Origin of the sequence: Brevundimonas sp. M20, from assembly GCF_006547065.1 — a bacterium.
Taxonomy (GTDB): Bacteria; Pseudomonadota; Alphaproteobacteria; order Caulobacterales; family Caulobacteraceae; genus Brevundimonas.
The window spans coordinates 238,050-260,119 of sequence record NZ_CP041243.1 but is presented as its reverse complement, the minus strand read 5'-3'; the positions used below and the strand labels follow the sequence as shown (position 1 = coordinate 260,119).

Below are 22,070 nucleotides of genomic sequence, written 5' to 3'. Positions count from 1 at the left end.
CCCTCATTTTCCGCCCGACAGGGTTCCCGGGATCATAACGCCCCTTCCCCTCAGCGCCCGGTCCGCTAAGTGTCGCCCATGGCCGCCGCCGAGACCCCTGCAGACCTGTTCAAACGCGCCCTGGCGCACGCCGCCCGCGCGCTGGCCGAACAGTCGGAGCTGGAGGTCGTGTTCGGCTCGGACGGACCGAAGCTGTCAAACGGCGTCCTGACGCTGCCACATCCCCCGCGCGATCCGGGCGCTCCGGAGAGCGCCAGTCTGCGCGGCCAGGCCGACCGGCTGGCCCTGCGACTGGCCAATCATGACGAGAGCGTCAGCGCCCGCCTGCGCCCCATCGACAGCAAGGCGGCCGAGGTGTTCGACGCGGTCGAGCAGGCGCGGGTCGAGGCCGTGGGCTCGCAGTCTTTGGCCGGTGTGCGCGCCAACATGAACTCCGCCCTGCTGACCCGACTTGAGAAGTCGGGCGCCCTGCGCATCACCGACGCCGAGCGCGTGCCAGTGGCCGAAGCCGTGGCCCTGCTGGTGCGCGAGCGACTGACCGGACAACGGGCGCCTGACGGGGCCGGAACCCTGCTGGACCTCGTGCGGACCGAGCTGGAGAATAAGGCGGGGCGCAAGCTCGACGCCCTGACCGAAGTGGCCGAGGATCAGGCGGCCTTCGGCGAGCGGCTCAGGGATGTGCTCAAGGCCCTGGACATGGACCCGGGCGACGGGCGCGGCGATGACGTCTCCGAGGACTCCGGCGAGGACGAGCCCGATCCCCAGGACCCCGACGCCGCCGACGAGGAGGATCAGGAAGACGAGGAGGACGCCGGCGGCGGCGAGGGCCAGTCGATGGACGGCGCCACCGACGACCAGACCGCCGCCGACGAGCGGGACGCCCGCCCCGACGGCTCGCCCGCCGACCCGAATGGCGAGGCCACCGAGGAGGGTCCGGAGCTGAACGAGGGCGCCCAGCCCAATCGCCGGCAAACCGCCGACGACGGTCGCGCCATCGACGCCTACCGCGTCTTCACCACCGCCTATGACGAAATCATCGACGCGGCTGACCTGTGCGACCCGACCGAGTTGGAACGACTGCGCGGCATGCTGGACCAGCAGCTGACGGCTCTTTCGTCAGTGGTGGCCCGTCTGGCCAACAAGCTGCAACGCCGCCTGATGGCCCAACAGAACCGCAGCTGGCATTTCGATCTGGAGGAGGGGGTGCTGGACACCGCCCGCCTGACCCGCATCGTCACCGACCCGACCAGCCCGCTGAGCTTCAAGGCCGAAAGCGAGAGCCCGTTCCGCGACACCGTCGTGACCCTGTTGCTGGACAACTCCGGCTCCATGCGGGGCCGCCCGATCATGGTCGCCGCCGTCTGCGCCGACATTCTGGCGCGGACGCTGGAACGGTGCGGGGTGAAGGTGGAAATCCTCGGCTTCACCACCCGGGCGTGGAAGGGCGGCCTGTCCCGTGAAAGCTGGATCACCGCCGGAAAGCCCGCCAGTCCGGGACGCCTGAACGACCTGCGCCACATCATCTACAAGGCGGCGGACGCCCCCTGGCGGCGGGCCAAGAAGAATCTCGGCCTGATGATGCGCGAAGGCCTGCTGAAGGAGAACATCGACGGCGAGGCCCTGCTGTGGGCGCACGACCGCCTGATGGCCCGGCCCGAGCAACGTCGCATCCTGATGGTCATCTCGGACGGCTCCCCGGTCGATGACTCGACCCAGTCGGCCAATGCGGCCCTGTATCTGGACAAGCACCTGCGGCAGGTGATCGAGCAGCTTGAGACGAAATCGTCCGTCGAATTGCTGGCCATCGGCATCGGCCACGACGTGACCCGCTGGTATCGCCGCGCCCTGACCATCGTGGACGTGGAACAGCTGGGCGGCGCCATGATCGAGAAGCTGGCCGAACTCTTCGACGCCCGGGACAGCGCGCCGAAGCGCCGGAGGAAGGCTGCATGATCGCCCTGCGCCGTGGGCTCGCCGCCTTCGCCCTGCTGGCCCTGTCAGCCTGCGCCACCGTCACGACCCTGCCGCCGACGCCCGCGCTTCTGCCGGGCTGGACCGCCGCCGCGGCAGGAACCCGGCCGGTCAACCTCGGCCTGCCCGGCGGCGCGGTTCTGGCGGATAACGTCCGCTTCGCGGGCGGGATCGAGATCGTTCTGGACGACACCTCGCCCCTGCACAGCCTGTCGGATCTGAAGCTGATCGGCGACGCGCACGGCTTCATCAGCGTCAGCGATGCGGGCGATCTGGTGCGCGGTCGGCTGGTGCTGGACCGCCGCGGCCGCCTGACCGGGGTGGACGGATTGCAGTACCGTCGCCTGACCCTGCTGGACGGCGCCCCGATCACTGAGAAGTTCGATGGCGACGCGGAGGGGCTGCTGATCACCCCGCAGGGCGACCTGTTCATCAGCTTTGAGCGCAATCACCGCATCTGGAACTACGGCGCGCCGGACGCCCCCCGAACGCAACCCACGCCGGAGCGTCACCCGTCCGTCGAGTTCCCGCTGAACGACGGCATGGAAGGCATTTCGGCCGGGCACGCAGGCGAGTGGCGTGTAACGGGCGAGAACGGCGGGGTCTGGGACTGCCGCCCCCAGGCCTGCGCGACTGTAACCCCGGTCCCGGATCTGCCCGCCACGGACGCTGACTTCCGCGTCACCGGTCTTGATCGCGACCCGTCAGGCCCCGGCTACTATGTGCTGCAGCGCCTGTTCCGCGCGCCTGCCGATGTCCGCGCCCACCTCCGTTACATGGCCGCCGACGGAACTCTCGGTCCGGTTCTGGTGGAGCTGAAATTCCCCGGTACGACGGACAATTTCGAGGGATTGGCGGCAGTCGCCCACAGGGGTGGAACGCGCCTCTACATCCTGTCGGACGACAACACCTCGAAGAAGCAGCGGACACTGCTGCTGGCCTTCGATGTCACCCGATAGCGCTCAGATCCGTTCGGACACCTTGATCGCCACCTTGCAGCCCGCCTTGATGACCGCGCTGAGCAGTTCATAGGCTGGGGCGTCGCGGCTGCCGTGTTCAACGGCGTGATCGTGGTGGGCCAGCTCCTCATCGCGGAAGACGCTCAGCTCGGCGGCCAGCGCCGGGTCCTGCTCGCGCAGTTCCGCGATCTGGTCGGCGTAGTGTTCCTCGATGACGGCCTCGACCGCCTCGGTGCAGGCGTGGGCGGCCTTCTCGCTGATCAGGGCCGTGCCGGCGCCCAGCGTCAGGGCGGCCAGACGCCAGATCGGGGTCATCACCGTCGGGCGGACCCCCTCGGCGTTCAGCAGGGCGTTGAAGCGGGCCAGATGCACCTCTTCCTGACGCCCCATCTCGGCCATGTCGGCGGCGATGGCGTCCTTGCCCCGGCGGCCCTCGAACACCGCCTGCTGGGCGCGATAGATGTGCACCGCGGCGTATTCGCCGGCGTGATCGACCCGCAGGATTTCGCCGCGACGCCGCTGGCTGGCGCCCCGACCGGGACGCGGCAGCGGAATGCGGCGGGCATCGTGAACCACGGTGTCCGACGGCGGAACGGGATCAGGGTCGCGGGGCGCGGGCATCCTTGGGCCTTTTCGCAGCAAGCAGGCTGAACACGGCCAGCGCGGCCGCGATGATGGCGTTCCACCCTGCCATGCTCAGGCCGAGGAAGCTCCACGTCACCGCGTCGCACATGGCCACCTTCTCGACCGGGCCGGTGCCCATGGCCAGCGAAGCCATGCTGGCCAGATCCACCGAACCGCCGCCCATGCAGGTCGCCGGCAGGCTCCACCACTTCAACTCGCCGCCCATGTGGAAGACGGAGGTCACGGCGCCCGTGGCGAAGATCACGGCCAGCAGGAAGGCGGCGATGCGCGGAGTGCCCCGGCTGCCCCGGCTGAGCAGGTGCCACAGGGTCGCCACCAGGGCAACGGCGGCGGCGCCCCAGTAAACCTCGCGCGCCTTCAGGCACAGATTGCAGGGAGAGATGTCCCAGATCACCTCTGACGCATGGGCAAAGCCCAGCAAGGCCAGCGAAGCGGCCAGGGCGAATGCGGTCCACCACCGCGTCAGGAGTCGGTACAAGCCTCTCATCGGACGACGTTCATAGCCGGGCCGGAGGCGTCCGTCGATTGGCGTTTAGAAGAGCAGCTTCACCGCCGCGAAGGCGCCGATCAGCACGACCAGTCCGATCACCGTCCACAGGGCCAGACGCTTCTCGACCATCTCGAGCATGGCCGGGCCCCATGTCTTCAGAATCCAGGCTTCCAGGAAGAAGCGTCCGCCGCGCGTCACAACCGACGCGGCCACGAACGCCGGGAAGCTGAAAGCGGCCAGACCAGAGGCGATGGTCACCAGCTTGTAGGGGATGGGCGTCAGGCCCTTCACCAGAATGACCGCCAGACCCCATTGCTCAAACCAGCGTTTGAACTCCTCCAGGCCCTCGGCATGGCCCAGCACGCTCATCAGCCACAGGCCGACATCCGTCAGGAAATAGCCGATCGCATAGCCCGCGATGCCGCCCAGCACCGAGGCCACGGTGCAGACCCCGGCGTAGAAATAGGCCTTCTCCGGCCGCGCCAGGATCATCGGCGCCAGCATCACGTCTGGCGGAATCGGGAAAAAAGAGCTCTCGGCGAAAGAGACCACCGCCAACGACTTGGTGGCGTGCTTGCTGCGGGCCAGCGAGAAGACCCAGTCGTAAAGCTTGCGAAGCATCAATCCTCCGGCGGAAAAGCCGAGCCACCGCCTCTAGCCGATCCGGGCGCCCCGCGCATCCGCCGAAACGCCTGTTGAGTCGCCGTCGCGTCGATCCGCCGCTATAAGGCCGCCTTCGCCCTCCCCAGGCCCCGGAATTTCCATGCGTTATCTGCACACCATGGTCCGCGTGACCGACCTCGACGCCTCGCTGCGCTTCTGGTGCGACCTTCTGGGTCTGCAGGAGATGCGCCGGATGGAGAACGAGAAGGGCCGCTTCACCCTGATCTTCCTCGCCGCACCCAAGGACACGGCGCGCTCCGAGGCTGAACGCGCCCCCGAAGTCGAACTGACCTACAACTGGGATCCCGAGACCTACACCGGCGGCCGCAATTTCGGCCATCTGGCCTACAAGGTCGATGACATCTACGCCGCCTGCCAGAGGCTGGCCGACGGCGGGGTGACCATCAATCGTCCGCCCCGTGATGGCCACATGGCCTTCGTCCGGTCGCCGGACGGCATCTCCATCGAGCTGCTGCAGGAAGGCGAGCCGCTGGCGCCCGCCGAACCCTGGGCCTCCATGCCCAACACGGGGAGCTGGTGACCTTGAGAGCTTTCGCCCTTCTGCCTGTGGCCCTGATGGGCCTGACGGCCTGCGCCTCCACATCCGAGACCTATCCGTCGCGCTCCGCGACGGAGCAGCTGCTGATCGCCCGCGCGGCGGATCGGGCGGTCGAGGGCCTGACCTTGCCGATCCCGGCGGGCTCGCGCGTCTTCGTGGACGACACCTATTTCCGCGCCGAAAGCAGCCCCTACGCCGTCAGCGCCATCCGCAACGCCCTGTCGGACGCCGGCTACGCCCTGGCCCCGAGCAAGGCCGAGGCCGACGCGGTGTTTGAACTGCGCATCGGCGCCCTGTCGCTGGAGCAGATGCGTCGCGTCTTCGGTCTTCCGGACATGCGGGTGCCGATCAACGAGACCTTCAACGTCGTCTCAATCCCGGAACTGTCGGTCTACAGCCGCCGCGACCGGATCGGCGTGGCCGAGTTCTCGGGCTTCCTCTACGAGCCCAAGACGGGCGCCCCGCTGGGCGGCGTCCTGCCGATGACCGGCCAGTTCCGCATCCGCAGCCACAAGCTCTTCATGATCCTGACCTTCGGCCAGCAGAGCGTCGATCCCGGTGAGCGCGACCCCGGCGACAGCTGGCGTCAGTTCTAGGACTTCGCCGCCACCAGCACCTTGCGCGCGCCCATGGTCTCGGGCGTCCGCACATCCCACGCCAAGCCGGCCTTCTCCAGCAACCGGATGAACCGGTAGCCCCAGTCGCTCTGGCCGGGATGCAGGCCGATGCGGGCCGAGCCGGGGAAGGCGTGATGATTGTTGTGCCAGGCCTCGCCCATCGTCGGGATCGCGGCCCAGGGCACATCATGCGCCTGCACGCCCGCCCCCTCGACCAGCCAGCTCTGCGGCCCGCGCCGGTGCGCCAGATGGCCGACGAACCAGTGACCGACCACCGAGGCCGACACCCGCGCGCACACGCCCCAGACCACGAAGCCCCAGCCACCCAGAAGGTAGAGCCCGCCCGCGATCGGAACCTGCTGCAGCATCCATGTGCGTTCGAGGAAACGATAGAAACGGTCCCGCCCGACCCGGCCCATATCAAAGGCGGGCGGATGCGCCAGTTCCAGCCGGCAATGCATCTGCCAGATGGCATCAATCAGCATGGGCCGTCGGTGGGCCAGATAGTCATGACAGTCAGACTGGCGCTGCGCCCAGTCACGCAGATCATGGGTGCGGATCATCCAGAACGGTCCGCTCATGCCCACGGCGGTCCCGATCCAGACCAGCAGATGCTCCAGCCAAAGCGGGCATTTGAAGCTGCCGTGGATCAGTCCCCGATGAAATCCGACCGAATGGCCCAGCAGCAGGGCGCCGCCGGTCGTCAGGGCGAACACCGCCAGCGCGCCCGGACTGACTGTCAACGGCCCCAGCACCAGCGCGCCGGCCAGCATCCCGCCGTTCCACACCGAGTGCGCCGGATCCCAGACCACCCGTCCCTCGACCGGTGAGCAATCGGGCGTCTCGATCAGGCTATTGACCGCGCAGAGGTCGTCATGCGCGTGCGTCATGCCGCCCTCCATAAGCCATAGTCCAGACCACACTCCCGCCGACGAGGCCGCCAAGCGTCCCTGCCGCCCCCAGCACCACGACCGGCCAAAACTCGCCGCTTCCTGCGAACAGTCCGCCCCCGACAATCAGAACAGAGAGCCCCCCACCCACGCTCCCGGCGAGACGGGCGTCGCTCCGGCTGCGGCGGCCAAGCAAATGCAGCAGCGCCCAGACGGGTCCCCCGACGCAGATCATCCCGATCGGCCAGATCGCCAGAGCGACGATGCCGATGAACAAACCAAGAGACCCCGCAAACAAGGACACCAGACATGTCACCAAACCCGCGACCAACCCTCCCGCGGCCAGACTCATGAAGGCATAAAGCCCACCCCGCACACCGTCGAAGAACCTTTCAGCGGTCATCGCCCACCTTTTCGGTATTTAGGACATTCTTTAAATGCCTAAATCGCCATGCTGGCAAGTGGTTCGCAAATCGCTTAAATGTCGCAGCCATGCAGCGCGTGTTCGAAGCCCTCTCTTCCCAGATCCGTCGAAAGATTCTGGCCTACCTCGCCCACACCGATCTGACGGCGGGCGAGATCGCGGCGCGGTTCGAGATTTCCAAGCCTGCAGTCAGCCAGCACCTGACCGTGCTTGAGAACGCCGGCCTCGTGACCAGCGAGAAGAAGGGCCAGTACGTTCACTACAGTTTGGTGCCCGACCATCTGGCCAATACACTGCACAGCTATGCGCAGGAGGTTTGCCCGGTCTCCAAACCGCTGAAGGCCGAAAGCGCCGAGATCGCCAAGACCCGCGAGGACTGACCTCCCGACGGCTTGCGCACATCCGCCCGAGCGTCGAAGGTCGCCCCCTCTGTTTCGGGAGGGTTTCATGCGTCGTCTGCTCGTCTCCACTGTCTGCGCCGTCGCCGTGCTGGCCGGCGCGCCTGTTGCGTCCTCGGCCCAGACCCCGGCGCCCGCTTCCGCCGATGCGGCGATCCAGACCGAGGACGCCCGACTGGCGGCCTTCTTCGAACAGGCCTGGCAGGCGCGGATCGCCCTTTCGCCGCAGACCATGACCTCGCTGGGCCTCAAGACCGACTACGACCGGCTTGACGACACCACCGACGCGGCGGCCGAGCGCTCCCTCGCGCTGGCCGAGAGCCAGCTGGCGCAGATGAAGGCGCAGTTCGATCCGGCTCACCTCAGCGCCGACAGCCGGATGTCGATGCGGCTGTTCGAGTACGGCGTCGAACAGGCCCGGCTGTCGAACCGGTGGCGTGACTGGGGTTATCAGTTCGCCGCCAACGGCAATCCGACGACCAGCCTGCCGGTCTTCATGATCAACAATCATCGCGTCTCCAGCGTCCCGGACGCAGAGGCCTATGTCTCGCGCCTGCGCGACAGCGAGCGTGTGATGGGCGAGATCGCCGCCGAACTGCGCGACCGGGCGTCGAAAGGGGTCATCTCCCCGAACTTCGTGTTCGAACCCTCCATCGCCAACACCCGCAACATCATCACCGGCGCGCCCTTCGACGGCGGTGCGGACAATCCCGTCTGGGCGGATTTCCAGCGCAAGATCGGCGCGCTTGAGGCGGATCAGGCGACAAAGGACCGCCTGCTGGCGGAAAGCCGCGCGGCCCTGACCGGCGAATGGAAGCGCGGCTATGAAGGGGTGCTGACGGCTCTGGCCGAGGTGCAGCAGCAGGCGGCGGCCATGCCCGATCGCGACGGCGGGGTCTGGCGGCTCCCGGACGGCGAGGCCTACTACAACGCCCGCCTGCGCCTCTCGACCACCACCGACCTGACCGCCGACCAGATCCACGAGATCGGCCTCAGCGAGGTCTCACGCCTGCAGGGCGAGATGCAGGTGATCATGGATCGCGTCGGCTTCACCGGCTCGCTGCAGGAGATGTTCACCCTGCTGAAGACCGATCCGCGCTTCCAGTATCCGAACACGCCGGAGGGCAAGGAGCAGTATCTGACCGACGCCCGCGCCTTCATCGCCCAGGTGATGGAGGCCGCCCCGCGCTGGTTCAGCGACCTGCCCGAGGCCGCGCTGGAAGTCCGGGCCGTCGAAGCCTGGCGCGAGTCCACCGCCAGCATCGCCTTCTACAACTCGCCGGCCCCCGACGGCTCACGACCGGGCATCTACTATGTGAACCTGTCGGACATGACCCAGGTGCTGAAGCCCCAGATCGAGGGCATCAGCTACCACGAGGGGGCGCCGGGCCATCACTTCCAGATCGCCTGGGCGCAGGAGATGCAGGGCCTGCCGTCCTTCCGCCGCTTCGGCGGCTACGGCGCATACGCCGAGGGCTGGGGCCTGTACGCCGAGCGTCTGGGCAAGGAGATGGGCTTCTATCAGGACCCTTATTCGGACTTCGGCCGCCTCTCGACCGAGCTATGGCGCGCGGTGCGTCTGGTCACCGACACCGGCCTGCACGCCAAGCGCTGGACCCGCGAACAGGCGATGGACTATTTCCGCCAGAACTCCCTGCTGTCCGAACGCGACATCCGGAAGGAGGTCGAGCGCTACATCACCAGCCCCGGTCAGGCGACCAGCTACAAGATCGGCGAGTTGAAGATCATGGAGCTGCGCCAGCGCGCGCAAACGGCGCTGGGCGATCGCTTCGACATCCGCGACTTCCACGCGGTCGTGCTGGGTTCGGGCTCGGTGCCGCTCGACGTTCTGGAGACCCAGATCGACGGCTGGATCGCGGCGGGCGGGGGCGCGCCGCAATCGTGAAGCGCGCGATGCTCTTGGCCGCCCTGGGGGTGGCGGCATGCACACAAGCCACGGAGAAGACGGAGACCGTTCCAACGGTTCCTCCTGAAGCGAACACCAGTGAACCTTCTGCGGTCCCTCCCTCCAAGGGGTGTCAAGACGTCGAGGTTCGGGTGTCCCCCACCGACCTCGTTCAGGCGGCTTCAGTGATGATGGGTGTTCAAGGCCATGACGGACTTGCCGCATCACAAGCCATGTACGTCAAGGCTGAGTGGAAGGCCGGGCGAAGCACCTTCGCAGAGCTTGAAGGCCTCACGCCGTTGGAAGCCTCAGAAGCTCTCTCCGGTGGGGCAGATGTAACCTTCAGGGTAACCGGTGAAACAGACCCCGGCGGCACACGACTGATCGTCGATTGCCAATTACAGAACTGCGGCGCGAAGTCCGCGAACCTGCAAGGCGCGGAAAACGAACTCATCGCTATCGGTATAGCCGAGGTGGTCGAAAAAGGTGCCCTCGACTCTCGAGGATATCCGCCGCTCAAGATTTTCGTTGAGGACAGGAATGCCTCGCTGCCAACCCTGCGCACGACCTTCGCGGCTTGGTACGTTCTGCAACGAGATCTTCGTGACAGCTACAGGACGGCAAAAGACCTCACGCGCGACGACGCATTGTCCCTGGGCGAGTTCACAACGATCCGACTCAGGGAATGCCGCTTGTAGAGGCTCAGTGCGCTTCGGGCGGGCGCGCGGCCGGGCTGTGGTAGTCGCTGTGCGCCTTCTTCTTCGTCGACAGCACGAATTTACGGTCGCAGTAGCCGCACTCGACGAAGTCGTCCTCGCCCATATCCATGTAGACGAGCGGGTGGCCGAGGGGGCCGCCTCCGCCGTCGCAGGCGACGCGCTTTTCCGTCACCACGATTTCTTCGGCGGGGGGAATGATGGCGGAGGGAGGCATGGCGCGACCTTGGTGCGATGGGCGTAACGCCTCCCTATGCGGCCCCGGCGCAGTCGTCAAACCGCAGCGGGCCGACGACGGAAGACGCGATCAATGAACGCCTTGCGTTTCCGGAACAGACTCCAGCCCAGCGACCCCGCCGCGACCCACAGGCCGATCTCGCCGACCGTCGCGGCCGGAACGCCGTACCACAGGGCTTCCTGCAGGCTCAGCACATCCATCCGCTGCAGGACGACGACCGCGGCCGAGGCGCCGTACCCCAGAACACAGGCCGTCAGGGCCGAAAAACCGATCATCTTCGTGCGTGTCATTTGAACTTCTCCGTCAAGGAAACTATCCATAATGACAAGCTTCCTAGACATAGACAGGTGCATTGTCAAGCATCATTGACACAACGACAGGCACCCTTGTCTCCGGGCGCCTTGGCGAGAGCCCGCCTCGCGCCTACTTAGGCCCGTCCCTGTTCGAAAGCCGCGCATGTCCCAGACCGAAGCCCTCCCCGAAAACGCCATTGAAGTTCGGGGACTGGAGAAGACCTACGCCGGCACCAAGAAGGCCGCGCCGAAGACCGCCCTGCGCGGCGTCGATCTGGTCATCCCGCGCGGCTCGATGTTCGGTCTTCTGGGACCGAACGGGGCGGGCAAGTCGACCCTGATCAACATCATCTCCGGCATCGTGAACAAGACCGGCGGCACGGTCTCGATCTGGGGCCGGGATATCGACAAGTCGCCGCGCGACGCCGCCGCCGCGCTGGGCGTCGTGCCGCAGGAGATCGTCGCCGACGTCTTCTTCACCCCGCGCGAGGCGCTGGAGGTGCAGGCGGGCTTCTACGGCGTGCCGAAGAATGAGCGCCGCTCGGACGAACTGCTGGCCGCACTCGGTCTGTCAGACAAGGCCAACGCCTATGTGCGCGCCCTGTCAGGCGGCATGAAGCGCCGTCTGATGGTGGCCAAGGCGCTGGTCCACAATCCGCCCATCCTCATCCTCGACGAGCCGACCGCCGGGGTCGATGTCGAGCTGCGCCGTCAGCTGTGGGAGTATGTCCGCAAGATCAACGCCGAGGGCGTGACCATCCTGCTGACCACCCACTACCTCGAGGAGGCGCAGGAACTCTGCGACACCATCGCCATCATGAACCGGGGTCAGGTGGTCGCCTGCGAGCCGACGTCGCAACTGCTGCGCCGCCTCGACACCCGCAATGTGGTGGTGACGCCCGAGGGCGAACTGAACGGCCTGCCGACCGTCGAGGGCTTCGACGTCGTGCCTCGCCCGAACGGCGCCTTCGCCATCAGCTACAAGAAGGGCCAGTCGTCGGTTGAGCACGTTCTGGCCGCTGTCCGCGCGGCGGGCGTGACCATCGCCGACATCTCGACCGAGGATCCGGATCTGGAAGACGTCTTCCTGGCCCTGACCTACGGCGATGCGAACCAGGTCGACCCGACAAAGGACTGAACCGGAGGCTCAGACCACCATCACCGTGCCGATGAGCAGCCGGGCGCCCGCCCGGCCCATCACGGTATTGGTGGCCCCCTGCAGGGCCGTGACCAGACGTTCGATGTCCGGCGGCGCGCCGGGCAACAGGGCCGCGGCCTGTTGCTGCACCACCTGCGCATAGGCCGCGCGCAGACGCGGTGCGGACTGGGCCACGCGGGTACGCAGGGCGGCGTCCGGCGTATCCACCCCGACCTCGACCGTCATCACGCCCAGCCCTCCGCCGGGGCGGCGCACATTGCCCGTCACGGTCGGCAGGCCGAGATAGCTGTTGCCCGACGAGCTTCCTCCACCGCCGGATGCGGCGGCAGGCGAGGCGACGGCGGTGGCGGCGACACCCGCCAGAAGCGGGGCGAAGCCGAGAAGAGCGCGACGTTCCATTCGCCTCCTCTGGCACGACCTGCTTTAAAACCGCGTTACGCGCCGGGCAGTTCGGGATGACGCCGTCGCGCTTCATCGGCGGGCAGGGCCTCCAGAAGCCGTCCACCCTCCACATCCACCACCGCGATGATGCTGGACACCTGATCCCACGGACAGTCGCCCGTCCGCCGCCGGACCTCCGCCCTGACATACAGCTGCGCGCCGTCCGCGGCCCAGGCGATCCCGTTCGTCGCCACATCACTTTCGGGCGCGGCCGCGCAGCCGTTCAGCCGCACCAGCTCCGCCACGGCCACGCGATGACTATCCGCCAGCTCGGCGCCGCGACCATTCGAGGTCACATCGAACACACGCACCCGACCCAGTGCGGCATTGCCCGGATCATTGATGAACAGCCGCTGCGACCCCCGGGCCCACGCCGCCCGCGCGGGCAGGCCGATGCGCGCCAGCGCATTGCGATTGAAGAAACCCGCGCTCACCAGAACCTCGCCGTCGCCCTTCGACACCAGCCGCATGGAGCTGTTCGGCGCCGCCACCGCGCTCTCATGACCGGCTTCAAGCACAGACAGTTCTGTCGGCTGGGGCGCGCCCGGCCCTGACGGTTCGCCGGAGCCGCAACCCGCGAGGATCAGACCGAGGGCGACAGGGAAGAGGGCGCGGGTCATCGGCAAGGCTTAACGGCTGGACCCGACTTCGTCACCCGTCGCCTTCCGCCCGACCGCGCGGCTCCCTAGAACAGGGTCATGACTCCGCAGCGCGAGATCGACACCGGACTGGAGGGCTTTCGGCTGTGGCCGGGCGCGCTGGACTCCGACGCGCAGGCCGCCCTGCTGCGGGACCTTCGCACGGCCGTGGCGACCAGCCCCTTCTACCGACCGGTCACGCCCGGCGGCCGCCCCTTCTCGGTCCGGATGACCAACCTCGGCCCGTTGGGCTGGGTGTCGGATCGCGACGGCTATCGCTACCAGCCGACCCACCCGGTCACCGGGGAGGCATGGCCGCCCATCCCGCCGGTCCTGCTCGACCTGTGGCGCGACCTGACCGGCTGGCCCGACCCGCCCGACGCCTGTCTGGTCAATCTGTATCGCGACCAGGCCAGAATGGGCCTGCATCAGGACCGGGACGAGGCCGACCTGAACGCGCCGGTCCTGTCGGTCTCGCTGGGCGACACCGCGATCTTCCGGATCGGCCCGGCGGCGGGAGGACCGACGCGCTCCGTCCGGCTGGCCTCCGGCGACGTCTGCGCCCTGACCGGTCCCGCGCGGCTGGCGCGGCACGGGATCGACCGGCTCCTGCCCGGCTCCTCGACGCTTCTGGAACGCGGCGGACGGATCAATCTGACCCTGCGTCGGGCAGGCCCGTAGAAAGCCGGACTTCACGGCAATCGTGACTCGACGCCGCAAGGGGCCGCGCCCACTGTCCGGCCACCAGAAAACGGAGCCCGCCCATGACGCTGATCCGCCCCGAAGGTCCGCAGGCCGAAGACATGATCCTGAACCGCCGCACTCTGGGCGCCGGCGCCGTCGGAGGCCTGTTCTTCGCCGGCTACGCGCCCGCCGCCCTCGCTGCGCAGGCGCGGCCGGTCACCACGGACAGCGCGGGTCTCGAAACGGCGGACGTGACCTATCCGGCCCCGGACGGCTTCGACCTGCCCGCTTTCGTCGCCCGCCCGGCGGGCGAAGGCCCCTTCCCGGTCGTCATCGTCGTGTCCGAGATTTTCGGCGTGCACGAATACATCCGCGACATCTGCCGTCGTCTGGCCAAGGCCGGCTACGCCGCTATCGCCCCCGGGTTCTTCGACCGCGTCGAGGATCCGGCCCCGCTGACGGACATGAGCCGCATCATGCAGATCGTCTCGGCGGCCGGCTATGAGCAGGTGATGGGCGATGTCTCGGCCAGCCTCGACTGGGTCAGCCAGCAGCTTTGGGCCGACAGCGACAAGGTGGGGATCACCGGCTGGTGCTGGGGCGGCAAGGTGGTCTGGCAGGCCTGCGCCCGCTTCGCCATGCTGGACGCCGGAGTCGCCTGGTACGGCCGTCTGGCCCCCGCGCCCAACGCCACGCCGGCACAGACCGCCGCCGGCCAGCCCTGGCCCGTCGATCTGGCCGATGATCTGAAGTCCCCGGTGCTCGGCCTGTACGGCGAGGCCGACACCGGCATCCCGCTCCCCAGCGTCGAGACCATGCGCAGCGCCCTGGCCCGCGCGGGCCAGACCTCCAGCCAGATCATCGTCTATCCGGGCGCCCCGCACGGCTTCCACGCCGACTACCGCGACAGCTATCGCGCCGACGCGGCCGCGGACGGCTGGTCGAAGTTGCTGGCTTTCTTCGAAACGCGGCTGAAGAAGTGAAAAGCGCTCGTGAGTAGTGAATAGAGAAAGAGCGGGCGGTGGCGCCCCACCACCACTCACTACTCACCACTCAGGCCTTGCCGTCGAAATTTCCGCCGTTTGTCTGGGCGGCGGCATAGGCCGCATTGCCTGCCGCGGCGCCGGAGCCCTTGGCGGCGACCACCACCATGGCCGGGCGCACGGTGCGGCCGAACAGGGCGTATCCGGCCTGAAGGGTCTGGATCACCTGACCGCCCTGAACCGTATCCGACGGCTGCTCCATCATCGCCTGATGCAGATGCGGGTCGAAGACCTCGCCCGGCTCCGGCGCGACGCGCTTGAGGTTGTTGGCCTCGAAGGCCGAGAACAGGGCCTTCTGGGTCAGTTCAAGACCCGAGACCAGACCGTCGGCGGCGCCGTCGGCCTCCTTGGGCGCGGCCTGGATGGCGCGCTCCAGATTGTCGGCCACCACCAGCAGATCGCGCGCGAACTTCTGGATAGCGTAGGCGCGCGCGTCGTTGTTCTGGGCCTCGGCCCGACGCTTGGTGTTTTCCGCCTCGGCGACGGCGCGCAGGGCGCGGTCCTTCCACTGGTCGCGCTCGGCGATCACGGCGTCCAGCGGCGCCAGATCATCGCCCGCGAAGCCCTCGGCCTCGCCGATGTCGGCGTCCAGTTCGGTTTCCGGTTCGTAGTCGGGAGTGTCGTTCACGTTTCTTGTCCGTCCAGCATCCGGCCCAGCACCCGGGCGGTATAGTCCACCAACGGGATGACACGGGCGTAGTTCAGTCGCGCGGGGCCGATGACGCCGATGGCGCCCAGCACCCGCTGTCGGCCGCTCATATAGGGCGCCGCGATCACGGCGGAACCCGAAAGTGAAAACAGTCGCGTTTCCGCGCCGATAAAGATGCGGACACCCTGGGCCGAGGACACCCCGTCCAGCAGGCCGATCAACTGCTCCTTCTGCTCCAGATCGTCGAACAGGACGCGGACCTTTTCCAGATCCTCCATCGCCCCGGCGTCCTGCAACAGATTGGCGCGTCCCCGCACGATCAGGGCCCGTTCGCGCTCCGCACCACCGGACCAGGCCGCAAGTCCGTCCTCGACCAGTCGGGCGGCGGTCGCATCCAGCTCGCGGCGGGCCAGATCCAGCTCGGTGCGCATCTCGGTGCGCGCCTCATGCAGCGGGCGCCCGCGCAGCCGGGCGTTCAGGAAGTTCGACGCCTCCTGCAGGGTCGAGGGCGTCACCCCGGCCTTGAGCGGCATCAGCCGGTTCTCCACCGTTCCGTCGTCGCCGACCAGCACCGCCAGCGCCTGATCATGGCCCAGCGCGACGAACTCCACATGCTTGACCCCGGCGTCGCGCACCGGGCTGGCCACGATCGAGGCCCCGCCCGCCAGGCCGGACAACAGGGACGACGCCTCGTTCAGCGCCTCCTCGAAACTGCGTCCCCCATGCTTTCCTGAATGGGCGGCCAGCCGCGCATCAATCTCGCGCCGCTCCTCCGTCGAGATGTCGCCGATCTCCAGCAGGCCGTCCACGAACAGGCGCAGTCCCGCATGGGTCGGTATCCGCCCCGCCGAGGTGTGCGGCGAGGCCAGCAGCCCCGCCAGTGTCAGGTCCTGCATGGTGTTGCGGATCGAGGCGGGCGACAGGCTGATCCCGCTCAGCGACAGGGTCCGCGACCCCACCGGCTCGCCGGTCTGCAGATAGCTTTCGACAATACGGCGGAAGATGTCGCGTGCGCGCTGATCCAGCCCGGCCAGCCCGCCGGCTTCCAGCGCCGTCGAGGTCAGAAGGGGCGACTTCATGCGACGCTCCCCGACCAGCGGTAATGGCCGTGCGCCGCCCGACGGAAGCCCATCGGCCCCAGACCGTGCTGGACCACGCCCCGCCCGAAATTATGCAGGATCAGCGGTCGCTTCCCGCCCCGGGTCACCAGCGCGATATGCGTCGTCCCGCTGGCTTCCCGCCAGGTCAGGATGTCGCCCGTCTCCAGTTCCCCGGGGAAGGAGGCTCCATCGGTCTCGCGATCCTTCGCCCGCCAAAGCTCGCCTCCGGCCCGCTGGAAGTAGGTCTCCAGATTGGGCACCCGGCGGTGATCGATGTTGACGTCGGGCCGGGCCAGCCCCCAGGTCGCCGGATAGGCGTCGAACGCCTTGCTCATGTCCTCGTGGACCAGCTTCTGAAGGTCTAGACCCAATCCGTCACGGGCGGCCCGCACGATCACATCACAGCAGGCCCCGGTCTTTCGCGGCGGATCACCGCCGGGATAGGTCAGCGCGCGATAGCCGGCGTCATAGTCCGTCGTGACGCCCAGCTGATCCTGCGCGGCCCGGGCCATGGCGGCGGGCGTGCCCGGCGCCGCATTGATCCGCAGGCGGCCCGTGCAGGCGCCGAGCGGCAACAGTCCGGCCAGTCCCCCGGCCAGCAGGAGACGTCGATCGATGCGCGGGGCGGGGGCATACAGGCTCACGGTTTCAGGATAAGCACCGCCGCGACCGCTTCCAAGGACTACCGACATGACCACGCCCCGCCATTCCAACCGCACCCCCGAACAACTCCGCACCGTGACGCTGGAAACCGGCGTGAACCGCTATGCCGAGGGCTCCTGCCTGGTGACCTTCGGCAATACCAAGGTTCTGGTCACCGCGACCGTGGAAGAGAACGTCCCCGGCTGGATGCGCGGCAAGGGTCAGGGCTGGGTCACCGCCGAATACGGCATGCTGCCCCGCGCCACCCACACCCGTGGCCGTCGTGAAGCCGCCGCCGGCAAGCAGACCGGCCGCACGCAGGAAATCCAGCGCCTGATCGGCCGCTCGCTGCGCGCCGTCGTGGACCTGAAGGCGCTGGGCGAGCGTCAGGTGGTTCTGGACTGCGACGTCATGCAGGCGGACGGCGGCACCCGCACCGCCGCCATCACCGGCGCCTGGGTCGCCATGGCCAGCGCCTTTGACTACCTGCGCGCCGAGGGCGTGATGAAGACTGATCCGATCCTCGATCAGGTCGCCGCCGTCTCCTGCGGCGTCTGCAACGACCAGCCCGTGCTGGATCTGGACTACGAGGAAGATTCCTCCGCCGAGGCCGACAGCAATTTCGTCCTGACCGGCTCGGGGACCATCGTCGAGATTCAGGCCACCGGTGAAAAGCGCGGCTTCTCGCGCGCCGAGTTCAACCGCCTGTTCGAACTGGCCGAGATCGGCTGCGGCGAACTGTTCGCCCTGCAACGCGCCGCTCTCGGACGGTAAGCTTCGCCGTACAGGCGTGCGGGGTTTCATCGTTCGTCGAAAGCGGGCATCGTCATTTTTCCGCGTCATGGGGAGATGACGATGCGCCTGCCGATCCTTCTGTCCGCCGCCGTCCTGCTGGTCGCCGCCTGTAGCCAGCAACCGGCCGAACCCGCTGCTGGAGCCGGGGCCGCCGGCCCTGCCGCCGAGGCGACGCCCGATCCGGTCATGCCCGCCGACGCTCCGCCGCAGGAAGAGACCACCGCCCCGACGGAGGCGTCCTCAATGTCCTGCACCCTGGATCAGGGCGCGGACGGCGCTGCCGAATTGGCGGCGCGCTGCACCCGCGTCAGCCCGGCCAGCCATCCGCCGTGCAATCCGGACAACCCCTGCCAGATGATCCAGGACGAGATCGACCGGTCCTGCGCCATGTACAAGCCGGGCGAGACCAAACCGGCCGAGTGCACCGGTTAACCGTTTCGCGACCTGAGCGAGTGTACGGTCACGGGCATGACGCCCGTGGCCACGCCCCCTGATCTCCGCGCGCTGACGACGCTGCGCTTCCTCGCCGCCGCCTGGGTGGTGCTCTACACCGCTTGGGAGCACCTCAACGTCGGGTTTGAGCCGACGCTGGTGAGCAAGGGCTATCTGGGGGTCGAGGTCTTCTTCGTCCTGTCCGGCTTCATCCTCAGCCACGTCTACCTCGAGGCGGCGGGGACAAGGCGCTATTCTCACGGCAGCTTCCTGTGGGCGCGGATCGCGCGGGTCTATCCGCTGCATCTGGTGACCCTCGCGGGCATGGCCGTTCTGGGGATCGGCGCCGGTGTCGCGGGGCTCGCCGTCAGTGACAGCCTGACCGACTGGCGCGCCCTGCCCGCCCACCTGACCATGACCCACGCTTGGGGTCTGGCCCCGTCGTCCGCCTTCAACCACCCGTCGTGGTCGATCTCGGCGGAATGGTTCGCCTATCTCAGCTTCCCGGCCTACGCCTTCGTCGCCTGGCGTCTGAAGGACCGTCCCGTCGTGGCCACCATTCTGGCCGCCGTCGTGGCCTTGGGCATCTACGCCGCCTTCCAGCCGCTGGCGGGCTTCTCCCTGACGGAGGCCACCTTCCGCTGGGGCGCGCTGCGCATCGTGCCCTGCTTCCTGCTGGGCTGCGCCCTGTATCTGATCTACCGTCGCGCCCCCATTCCCCACGCCGGGCTGGTCGCCCTGTTCAGCGGCGCGGGCGTCATCATCAGCGCTTCGCTGGGCTTGTGGGACCCGATCACCGTCCTGTTCGCGGGCGGCCTGATCCTCGCCCTGGGCTCGCTGGCCAACGAGAAGGCGGGCGTGCTGGCCTCGCCCTTCGGCGTCTATCTGGGCGAGATCTCCTACTCGATCTACATGGTCTGCGCCCCGGTCCTGCTGGTCATGACCAATGTCGCGGCGCGCCTGACGGGGGCCGACGACAAGAGGTTTCACATCATTGTGTGGCTGGGGGTCGTCGCGGCGATTCCGGTGGCCGCCATGTTGACCTACCACCTCGTCGAACGCCCGGCCCGCACGGCTTTGCGCGGGCTGGCGAAGCGCAAGAGCTCAGGTCAACCCGCGACAGAAGCGCGCACCCCGTTCGCCTGAAAGGGGACTTCAACACCCGCAAACTATCCGTTACGGGTTGTTTCAGGTCAGTCGGGATTAAGCCTCAGCATGTTCAAACGGCTCAAAGCCGCCGCGGTTGCGGCGACCCTCGGAATGTTTGTGCTGGGCGCGACCGCTCCCGCAGCCAACGCCGGAGAGCCGTACTGGCAGTGCGTGACCTTCGCCCGCATGTTCTCGGGCATCCAGATCTTCGGGGACGCCGTCACCTGGTGGCGCCAGGCCCAGGGCCGCTTCCAGACCGGCCAGTCGCCCCGCACCGGCTCGGTCCTGTCCTTCGAGGCCAACGGCCGGATGAGCCGTGGCCACGTCGCCGTGGTTTCGGAAGTCCTGACCCCCCGCGTCATCCGCGTCACCCACGCCAACTGGGGCGGCAGCCGCGGCAAGGTCGAGGAGAACGTCACCGTCGTGGACGTCTCCAGCAGCAATGATTGGACGGCCGTGAAGGTCTGGTACAACCCGATCAATGACCTCGGCACGACCGTCTATCCGACCAACGGCTTCATCTATCAGCAGGCGCCTTCCGCCGAGGGCGTTCAGATGGCCGCTGTCCCGTCGGCGGCTTCCGGCCACAACTGACGCTCCGGCCCCGGAGCAGGGGCCCTCTTCATGATCCGCATGTACCGGTCCACGGGCGCCGCCTGCGAGGACGCCATCGTCGAGGACGGCCGTCTGACGATCTATCCCGACGTTCTGTGGATCGACCTTCTGAACCCCACCCGGGAGGAAGACGCCGCCGTCGAGGCCGCTCTCGGTCTGGCCGTGCCTACCCGTGAGGAAATGAAGGAGCTGGAGGCCTCCAGCCGCGTCTACCGCGAGAACGGCGCCACCTATCTGACCGCCGACATCATCACCCGGGGCGATGAGGAGATTCCGGGCATTGAGCCGGCCACCTTCGTCCTGACCGCCGGTCCACTGGTGACGATCCGCTACGCCGACCCCCGCCCCTTCGCCATGCTGCTGGAGAAGCTGGAGCGCGAGCCCGGACTGTGCGGCTCCGGCGCCGACCTGTTCCTCAATCTCATGGAGGTGGTGGTCGATCGGGCCTCGGACATCCTGTCCAGAACCGTGCTGCGGGTTGAAGGCATCGCCACCCACGTCTTCTCCGGCGGCAAGACCGTCGGGTTCGAGAAGCTGATCACCAAACTGGGGCGCGCGCAGATCGCCAACGCCCGTATCGAGCAGAGTCTGGCCGGCCTGACCCGCATCTTCGCCTTCGTGGCCATCGACGAGCGGATCGACAGCGGCGACGCCCGCGCCCACCTGCGGTCCCTCAGCCGCGACGTTGAAAGCCTGACCGCCCACAACCAGTCGGTCGCCGCCTCGATCAATTTCCAGCTGTCCGCCGCGCTCGGCCTGATCAACATCGAGCAGTCCTCGATCATCAAGATCTTCTCGGTGGCCGCCGTCGCCTTCCTGCCGCCGACGCTGATCGCATCAATTTACGGTATGAATTTCGACCACATGCCCGAACTGCACTGGATGGGCGGCTATCCGCTGGCCGTGGCCGCCATGGTGGTTTCCGCCATCCTTCCCCTGTTGTGGTTCAGGAAGAAGGGCTGGCTCTGATCTTGACCCGTCCGGCCCTCCGGGTCTTCCTGCCGCGCCTGTCGATGGAGTCCCCCATGCGCCTGATCGCTTTCGTCGTCGCCGCCTCGGCCCTGACCCTGTCCGCCTGTTCTCAGGGCGGCGAAGCGCCCGCCGCGTCCGGCGAACCCCCGGCGGCCGCGCCCATCCTGTCGGGGGTGGACCTGTCGAAGCCCGTCAGCCTGATCGGCACGGAGCCCTTCTGGGGCATCCAGCTAACGGGCGGAGAACTGGTCTACTCCGGCGTTGACCGCCCCGAACAGCGTGCGCCCCTGCCGCCCGCGGTGATCCAGGGCACCGTCGCCACCTTCCAGACGCGTTCAGCCTCCGGGACCGTCTTCGACGTCACCCTGACCTCGACCGAGTGCAGCGACGGCATGAGTGACCGCACCTTCCCCCTGACCGCCCTGGTCAAGGTCGGTGACGAGACCCTGATGGGCTGCGCCGCCTCCAGCGAAGCCCTGGCCCGCGCGGGTGAAAGCGGCCCGGTCGTCTAACCCGACGGGTCACGCAGCGTCCGCATCGCGCCCAGCCGGGCGAAGGCGATCGTCAGGGCCTTGCGTCGCGCGGGAGCCAGCGGGATGACCGGCGCCTCACGCACCACCGCCCCGCCGAAGCCGTCGGCGACGATCAGCCCCGGCTCATCCGGCAGCACGCCATCGGGGAACCCGGGCGCCACGGCGAAGTAGAAGGCGTCGCAGAACGGCCCGTACTCGTGCCATTTGCGGTCAACGCGATAGTCCTCGAGCCCGGACTTGACCTCGACGATCAGGATGTCGCCCTTCGGCCCCAGCGCCATGACGTCGGCCCGCCGTCCGTTCGGCAGTCCGACCTCCAGCAGCGGCGCATAGCCCATATCCAGCACCAGCCGCGCCACCCCGCGCGTCACCGCCAGGGTGGTGTCCGGTCGGCTGAAAACCAGATCGATCTGCAGGGCGGTCGCGGCCATCCGGACCTTATGTTCCGC

At 67.9% G+C, this 22,070-nt stretch carries 29 protein-coding genes; 16 read left to right on the top strand and 13 right to left on the bottom strand.

What is annotated here, in order from left to right; all coding sequences use genetic code 11:
- The first annotated feature begins 78 nt into the window (after positions 1-78).
- Complete coding sequence (gene cobT, locus FKQ52_RS01360; protein ID WP_141625514.1) at positions 79-1,953, top strand: cobaltochelatase subunit CobT; 1,875 nt, start codon at positions 79-81, stop codon at positions 1,951-1,953.
- Entirely contained in the window at positions 1,950-2,930 is a 981-nt protein-coding gene (locus FKQ52_RS01355) for an esterase-like activity of phytase family protein (RefSeq protein WP_141625513.1), read from the top strand. Before cobT ends, FKQ52_RS01355 begins: the two co-directional genes overlap by 4 nt.
- A 3-nt stretch (positions 2,931-2,933) precedes the next feature.
- Here the strand turns inward: FKQ52_RS01355 and FKQ52_RS01350 are convergent, their stop codons facing one another.
- From FKQ52_RS01350 to FKQ52_RS01340, 3 genes are read right to left on the bottom strand one after another with little or no spacing between them, the layout of a single operon-like run.
- The gene (locus FKQ52_RS01350; RefSeq protein WP_141625512.1) at positions 2,934-3,551 is read right to left on the bottom strand and encodes a demethoxyubiquinone hydroxylase family protein; all 618 of its coding nucleotides are present in this window, start codon (positions 3,549-3,551) and stop codon (positions 2,934-2,936) included.
- Positions 3,529-4,062 carry a disulfide bond formation protein B gene (locus FKQ52_RS01345; protein ID WP_141625511.1) on the bottom strand — a complete coding sequence of 178 codons (534 nt, stop codon included), beginning with the start codon at positions 4,060-4,062 and terminating at the stop codon, positions 3,529-3,531. Before FKQ52_RS01345 ends, FKQ52_RS01350 begins: the two co-directional genes overlap by 23 nt.
- Before the next feature lie 45 nt (positions 4,063-4,107).
- Positions 4,108-4,686 (bottom strand): YqaA family protein, encoded by a 579-nt coding sequence (locus FKQ52_RS01340; RefSeq protein ID WP_141625510.1) that lies wholly within the window; start codon positions 4,684-4,686, stop codon positions 4,108-4,110.
- Between the two features lie 142 nt (positions 4,687-4,828).
- Between FKQ52_RS01340 and FKQ52_RS01335 the strand changes: the two genes are divergently transcribed.
- Both FKQ52_RS01335 and FKQ52_RS01330 read left to right on the top strand, forming a co-directional pair.
- Complete coding sequence (locus tag FKQ52_RS01335) at positions 4,829-5,269, top strand: VOC family protein (protein WP_141625509.1); 441 nt, start codon at positions 4,829-4,831, stop codon at positions 5,267-5,269.
- On the top strand, positions 5,266-5,883 hold the full coding sequence (locus tag FKQ52_RS01330; protein ID WP_141625508.1) for a DUF6655 family protein: 618 nt from the start codon (positions 5,266-5,268) through the stop codon (positions 5,881-5,883). Before FKQ52_RS01335 ends, FKQ52_RS01330 begins: the two co-directional genes overlap by 4 nt.
- On the opposite strand, the gene FKQ52_RS01325 is transcribed toward FKQ52_RS01330, so the two are convergent.
- Both FKQ52_RS01325 and FKQ52_RS01320 read right to left on the bottom strand, forming a co-directional pair.
- Positions 5,880-6,794 carry an acyl-CoA desaturase gene (locus FKQ52_RS01325; RefSeq protein WP_141625507.1) on the bottom strand — a complete coding sequence of 305 codons (915 nt, stop codon included), beginning with the start codon at positions 6,792-6,794 and terminating at the stop codon, positions 5,880-5,882. The two genes, FKQ52_RS01330 and FKQ52_RS01325, sit on opposite strands and share 4 nt — an antisense overlap.
- Positions 6,778-7,197, bottom strand: coding sequence for a hypothetical protein (locus FKQ52_RS01320; protein WP_141625506.1), 420 nt, complete (start codon positions 7,195-7,197; stop codon positions 6,778-6,780). The genes FKQ52_RS01325 and FKQ52_RS01320 overlap by 17 nt, the downstream gene beginning before the upstream one ends.
- A gap of 89 nt (positions 7,198-7,286) precedes the next feature.
- Between FKQ52_RS01320 and FKQ52_RS01315 the strand changes: the two genes are divergently transcribed.
- The 3 genes from FKQ52_RS01315 (at position 7,287) to FKQ52_RS01305 (ending at position 10,220) form a co-directional block, all read left to right on the top strand.
- Positions 7,287-7,598, top strand: coding sequence for a metalloregulator ArsR/SmtB family transcription factor (locus tag FKQ52_RS01315; protein WP_141625505.1), 312 nt, complete (start codon positions 7,287-7,289; stop codon positions 7,596-7,598).
- A gap of 67 nt (positions 7,599-7,665) precedes the next feature.
- The gene (locus FKQ52_RS01310) at positions 7,666-9,522 is read left to right on the top strand and encodes a DUF885 family protein (protein ID WP_141625504.1); all 1,857 of its coding nucleotides are present in this window, start codon (positions 7,666-7,668) and stop codon (positions 9,520-9,522) included.
- A gap of 152 nt (positions 9,523-9,674) precedes the next feature.
- Positions 9,675-10,220 carry a hypothetical protein gene (locus tag FKQ52_RS01305; protein ID WP_141625503.1) on the top strand — a complete coding sequence of 182 codons (546 nt, stop codon included), beginning with the start codon at positions 9,675-9,677 and terminating at the stop codon, positions 10,218-10,220.
- 4 nt (positions 10,221-10,224) lie between these two features.
- Here the strand turns inward: FKQ52_RS01305 and FKQ52_RS01300 are convergent, their stop codons facing one another.
- Both FKQ52_RS01300 and FKQ52_RS01295 read right to left on the bottom strand, forming a co-directional pair.
- On the bottom strand, positions 10,225-10,455 hold the full coding sequence (locus FKQ52_RS01300) for a zinc-finger domain-containing protein (protein ID WP_141625502.1): 231 nt from the start codon (positions 10,453-10,455) through the stop codon (positions 10,225-10,227).
- 56 nt (positions 10,456-10,511) lie between these two features.
- The gene (locus tag FKQ52_RS01295) at positions 10,512-10,766 is read right to left on the bottom strand and encodes a hypothetical protein (protein WP_141625501.1); all 255 of its coding nucleotides are present in this window, start codon (positions 10,764-10,766) and stop codon (positions 10,512-10,514) included.
- Positions 10,767-10,932: 166 nt separating this feature from the next.
- On the opposite strand from FKQ52_RS01295, the gene FKQ52_RS01290 reads away from it, so the two are divergent.
- Positions 10,933-11,907, top strand: a complete 975-nt coding sequence (locus tag FKQ52_RS01290; protein WP_141625500.1) for an ABC transporter ATP-binding protein — start codon at positions 10,933-10,935, stop codon at positions 11,905-11,907.
- 9 nt (positions 11,908-11,916) lie between these two features.
- On the opposite strand, the gene FKQ52_RS01285 is transcribed toward FKQ52_RS01290, so the two are convergent.
- Together FKQ52_RS01285 and FKQ52_RS01280 are read right to left on the bottom strand one after the other, a co-directional pair.
- Positions 11,917-12,327 (bottom strand): Tat pathway signal protein, encoded by a 411-nt coding sequence (locus FKQ52_RS01285; RefSeq protein WP_141625499.1) that lies wholly within the window; start codon positions 12,325-12,327, stop codon positions 11,917-11,919.
- Positions 12,328-12,362: 35 nt separating this feature from the next.
- On the bottom strand, positions 12,363-12,989 hold the full coding sequence (locus FKQ52_RS01280) for a hypothetical protein (protein WP_141625498.1): 627 nt from the start codon (positions 12,987-12,989) through the stop codon (positions 12,363-12,365).
- A gap of 78 nt (positions 12,990-13,067) precedes the next feature.
- Between FKQ52_RS01280 and FKQ52_RS01275 the strand changes: the two genes are divergently transcribed.
- Complete coding sequence (locus tag FKQ52_RS01275; protein ID WP_141625497.1) at positions 13,068-13,688, top strand: alpha-ketoglutarate-dependent dioxygenase AlkB; 621 nt, start codon at positions 13,068-13,070, stop codon at positions 13,686-13,688.
- 83 nt (positions 13,689-13,771) lie between these two features.
- Positions 13,772-14,674 carry a dienelactone hydrolase family protein gene (locus FKQ52_RS01270; protein WP_141625496.1) on the top strand — a complete coding sequence of 301 codons (903 nt, stop codon included), beginning with the start codon at positions 13,772-13,774 and terminating at the stop codon, positions 14,672-14,674.
- Positions 14,675-14,744: 70 nt separating this feature from the next.
- Here FKQ52_RS01270 and grpE read toward each other — a convergent pair whose 3' ends face one another.
- From grpE to FKQ52_RS01255, 3 genes are read right to left on the bottom strand one after another with little or no spacing between them, the layout of a single operon-like run.
- The gene (gene grpE / locus FKQ52_RS01265) at positions 14,745-15,362 is read right to left on the bottom strand and encodes a nucleotide exchange factor GrpE (RefSeq protein ID WP_141625495.1); all 618 of its coding nucleotides are present in this window, start codon (positions 15,360-15,362) and stop codon (positions 14,745-14,747) included.
- Positions 15,359-16,462: a heat-inducible transcriptional repressor HrcA gene (hrcA, locus tag FKQ52_RS01260; protein ID WP_141625494.1), complete on the bottom strand. Its 1,104-nt coding sequence runs from the start codon at positions 16,460-16,462 to the stop codon at positions 15,359-15,361. Before hrcA ends, grpE begins: the two co-directional genes overlap by 4 nt.
- Entirely contained in the window at positions 16,459-17,127 is a 669-nt protein-coding gene (locus FKQ52_RS01255) for a DUF1287 domain-containing protein (RefSeq protein WP_205750818.1), read from the bottom strand. Before FKQ52_RS01255 ends, hrcA begins: the two co-directional genes overlap by 4 nt.
- Positions 17,128-17,173: 46 nt before the next feature.
- On the opposite strand from FKQ52_RS01255, the gene rph reads away from it, so the two are divergent.
- From rph to FKQ52_RS01225, 6 genes are all read left to right on the top strand, one after another.
- Positions 17,174-17,899, top strand: a complete 726-nt coding sequence (gene rph, locus FKQ52_RS01250) for a ribonuclease PH (RefSeq protein WP_141625493.1) — start codon at positions 17,174-17,176, stop codon at positions 17,897-17,899.
- 81 nt (positions 17,900-17,980) lie between these two features.
- Positions 17,981-18,352 carry a hypothetical protein gene (locus FKQ52_RS01245; protein ID WP_141625492.1) on the top strand — a complete coding sequence of 124 codons (372 nt, stop codon included), beginning with the start codon at positions 17,981-17,983 and terminating at the stop codon, positions 18,350-18,352.
- A 36-nt stretch (positions 18,353-18,388) separates the two neighbouring features.
- Positions 18,389-19,498: an acyltransferase gene (locus FKQ52_RS01240; protein ID WP_141625491.1), complete on the top strand. Its 1,110-nt coding sequence runs from the start codon at positions 18,389-18,391 to the stop codon at positions 19,496-19,498.
- 69 nt (positions 19,499-19,567) lie between these two features.
- Complete coding sequence (locus FKQ52_RS01235; RefSeq protein WP_141625490.1) at positions 19,568-20,095, top strand: CHAP domain-containing protein; 528 nt, start codon at positions 19,568-19,570, stop codon at positions 20,093-20,095.
- Between the two features lie 30 nt (positions 20,096-20,125).
- Positions 20,126-21,085 carry a magnesium transporter CorA family protein gene (locus FKQ52_RS01230; protein WP_141625489.1) on the top strand — a complete coding sequence of 320 codons (960 nt, stop codon included), beginning with the start codon at positions 20,126-20,128 and terminating at the stop codon, positions 21,083-21,085.
- Between the two features lie 2 nt (positions 21,086-21,087).
- The gene (locus FKQ52_RS01225; RefSeq protein WP_240811703.1) at positions 21,088-21,600 is read left to right on the top strand and encodes a hypothetical protein; all 513 of its coding nucleotides are present in this window, start codon (positions 21,088-21,090) and stop codon (positions 21,598-21,600) included.
- Here the strand turns inward: FKQ52_RS01225 and mmcB are convergent.
- Entirely contained in the window at positions 21,597-22,052 is a 456-nt protein-coding gene (gene mmcB, locus FKQ52_RS01220; RefSeq protein WP_141625488.1) for a DNA repair putative endonuclease MmcB, read from the bottom strand. The genes FKQ52_RS01225 and mmcB overlap by 4 nt on opposite strands.
- Between the last annotated feature and the right edge of the window lie 18 nt (positions 22,053-22,070).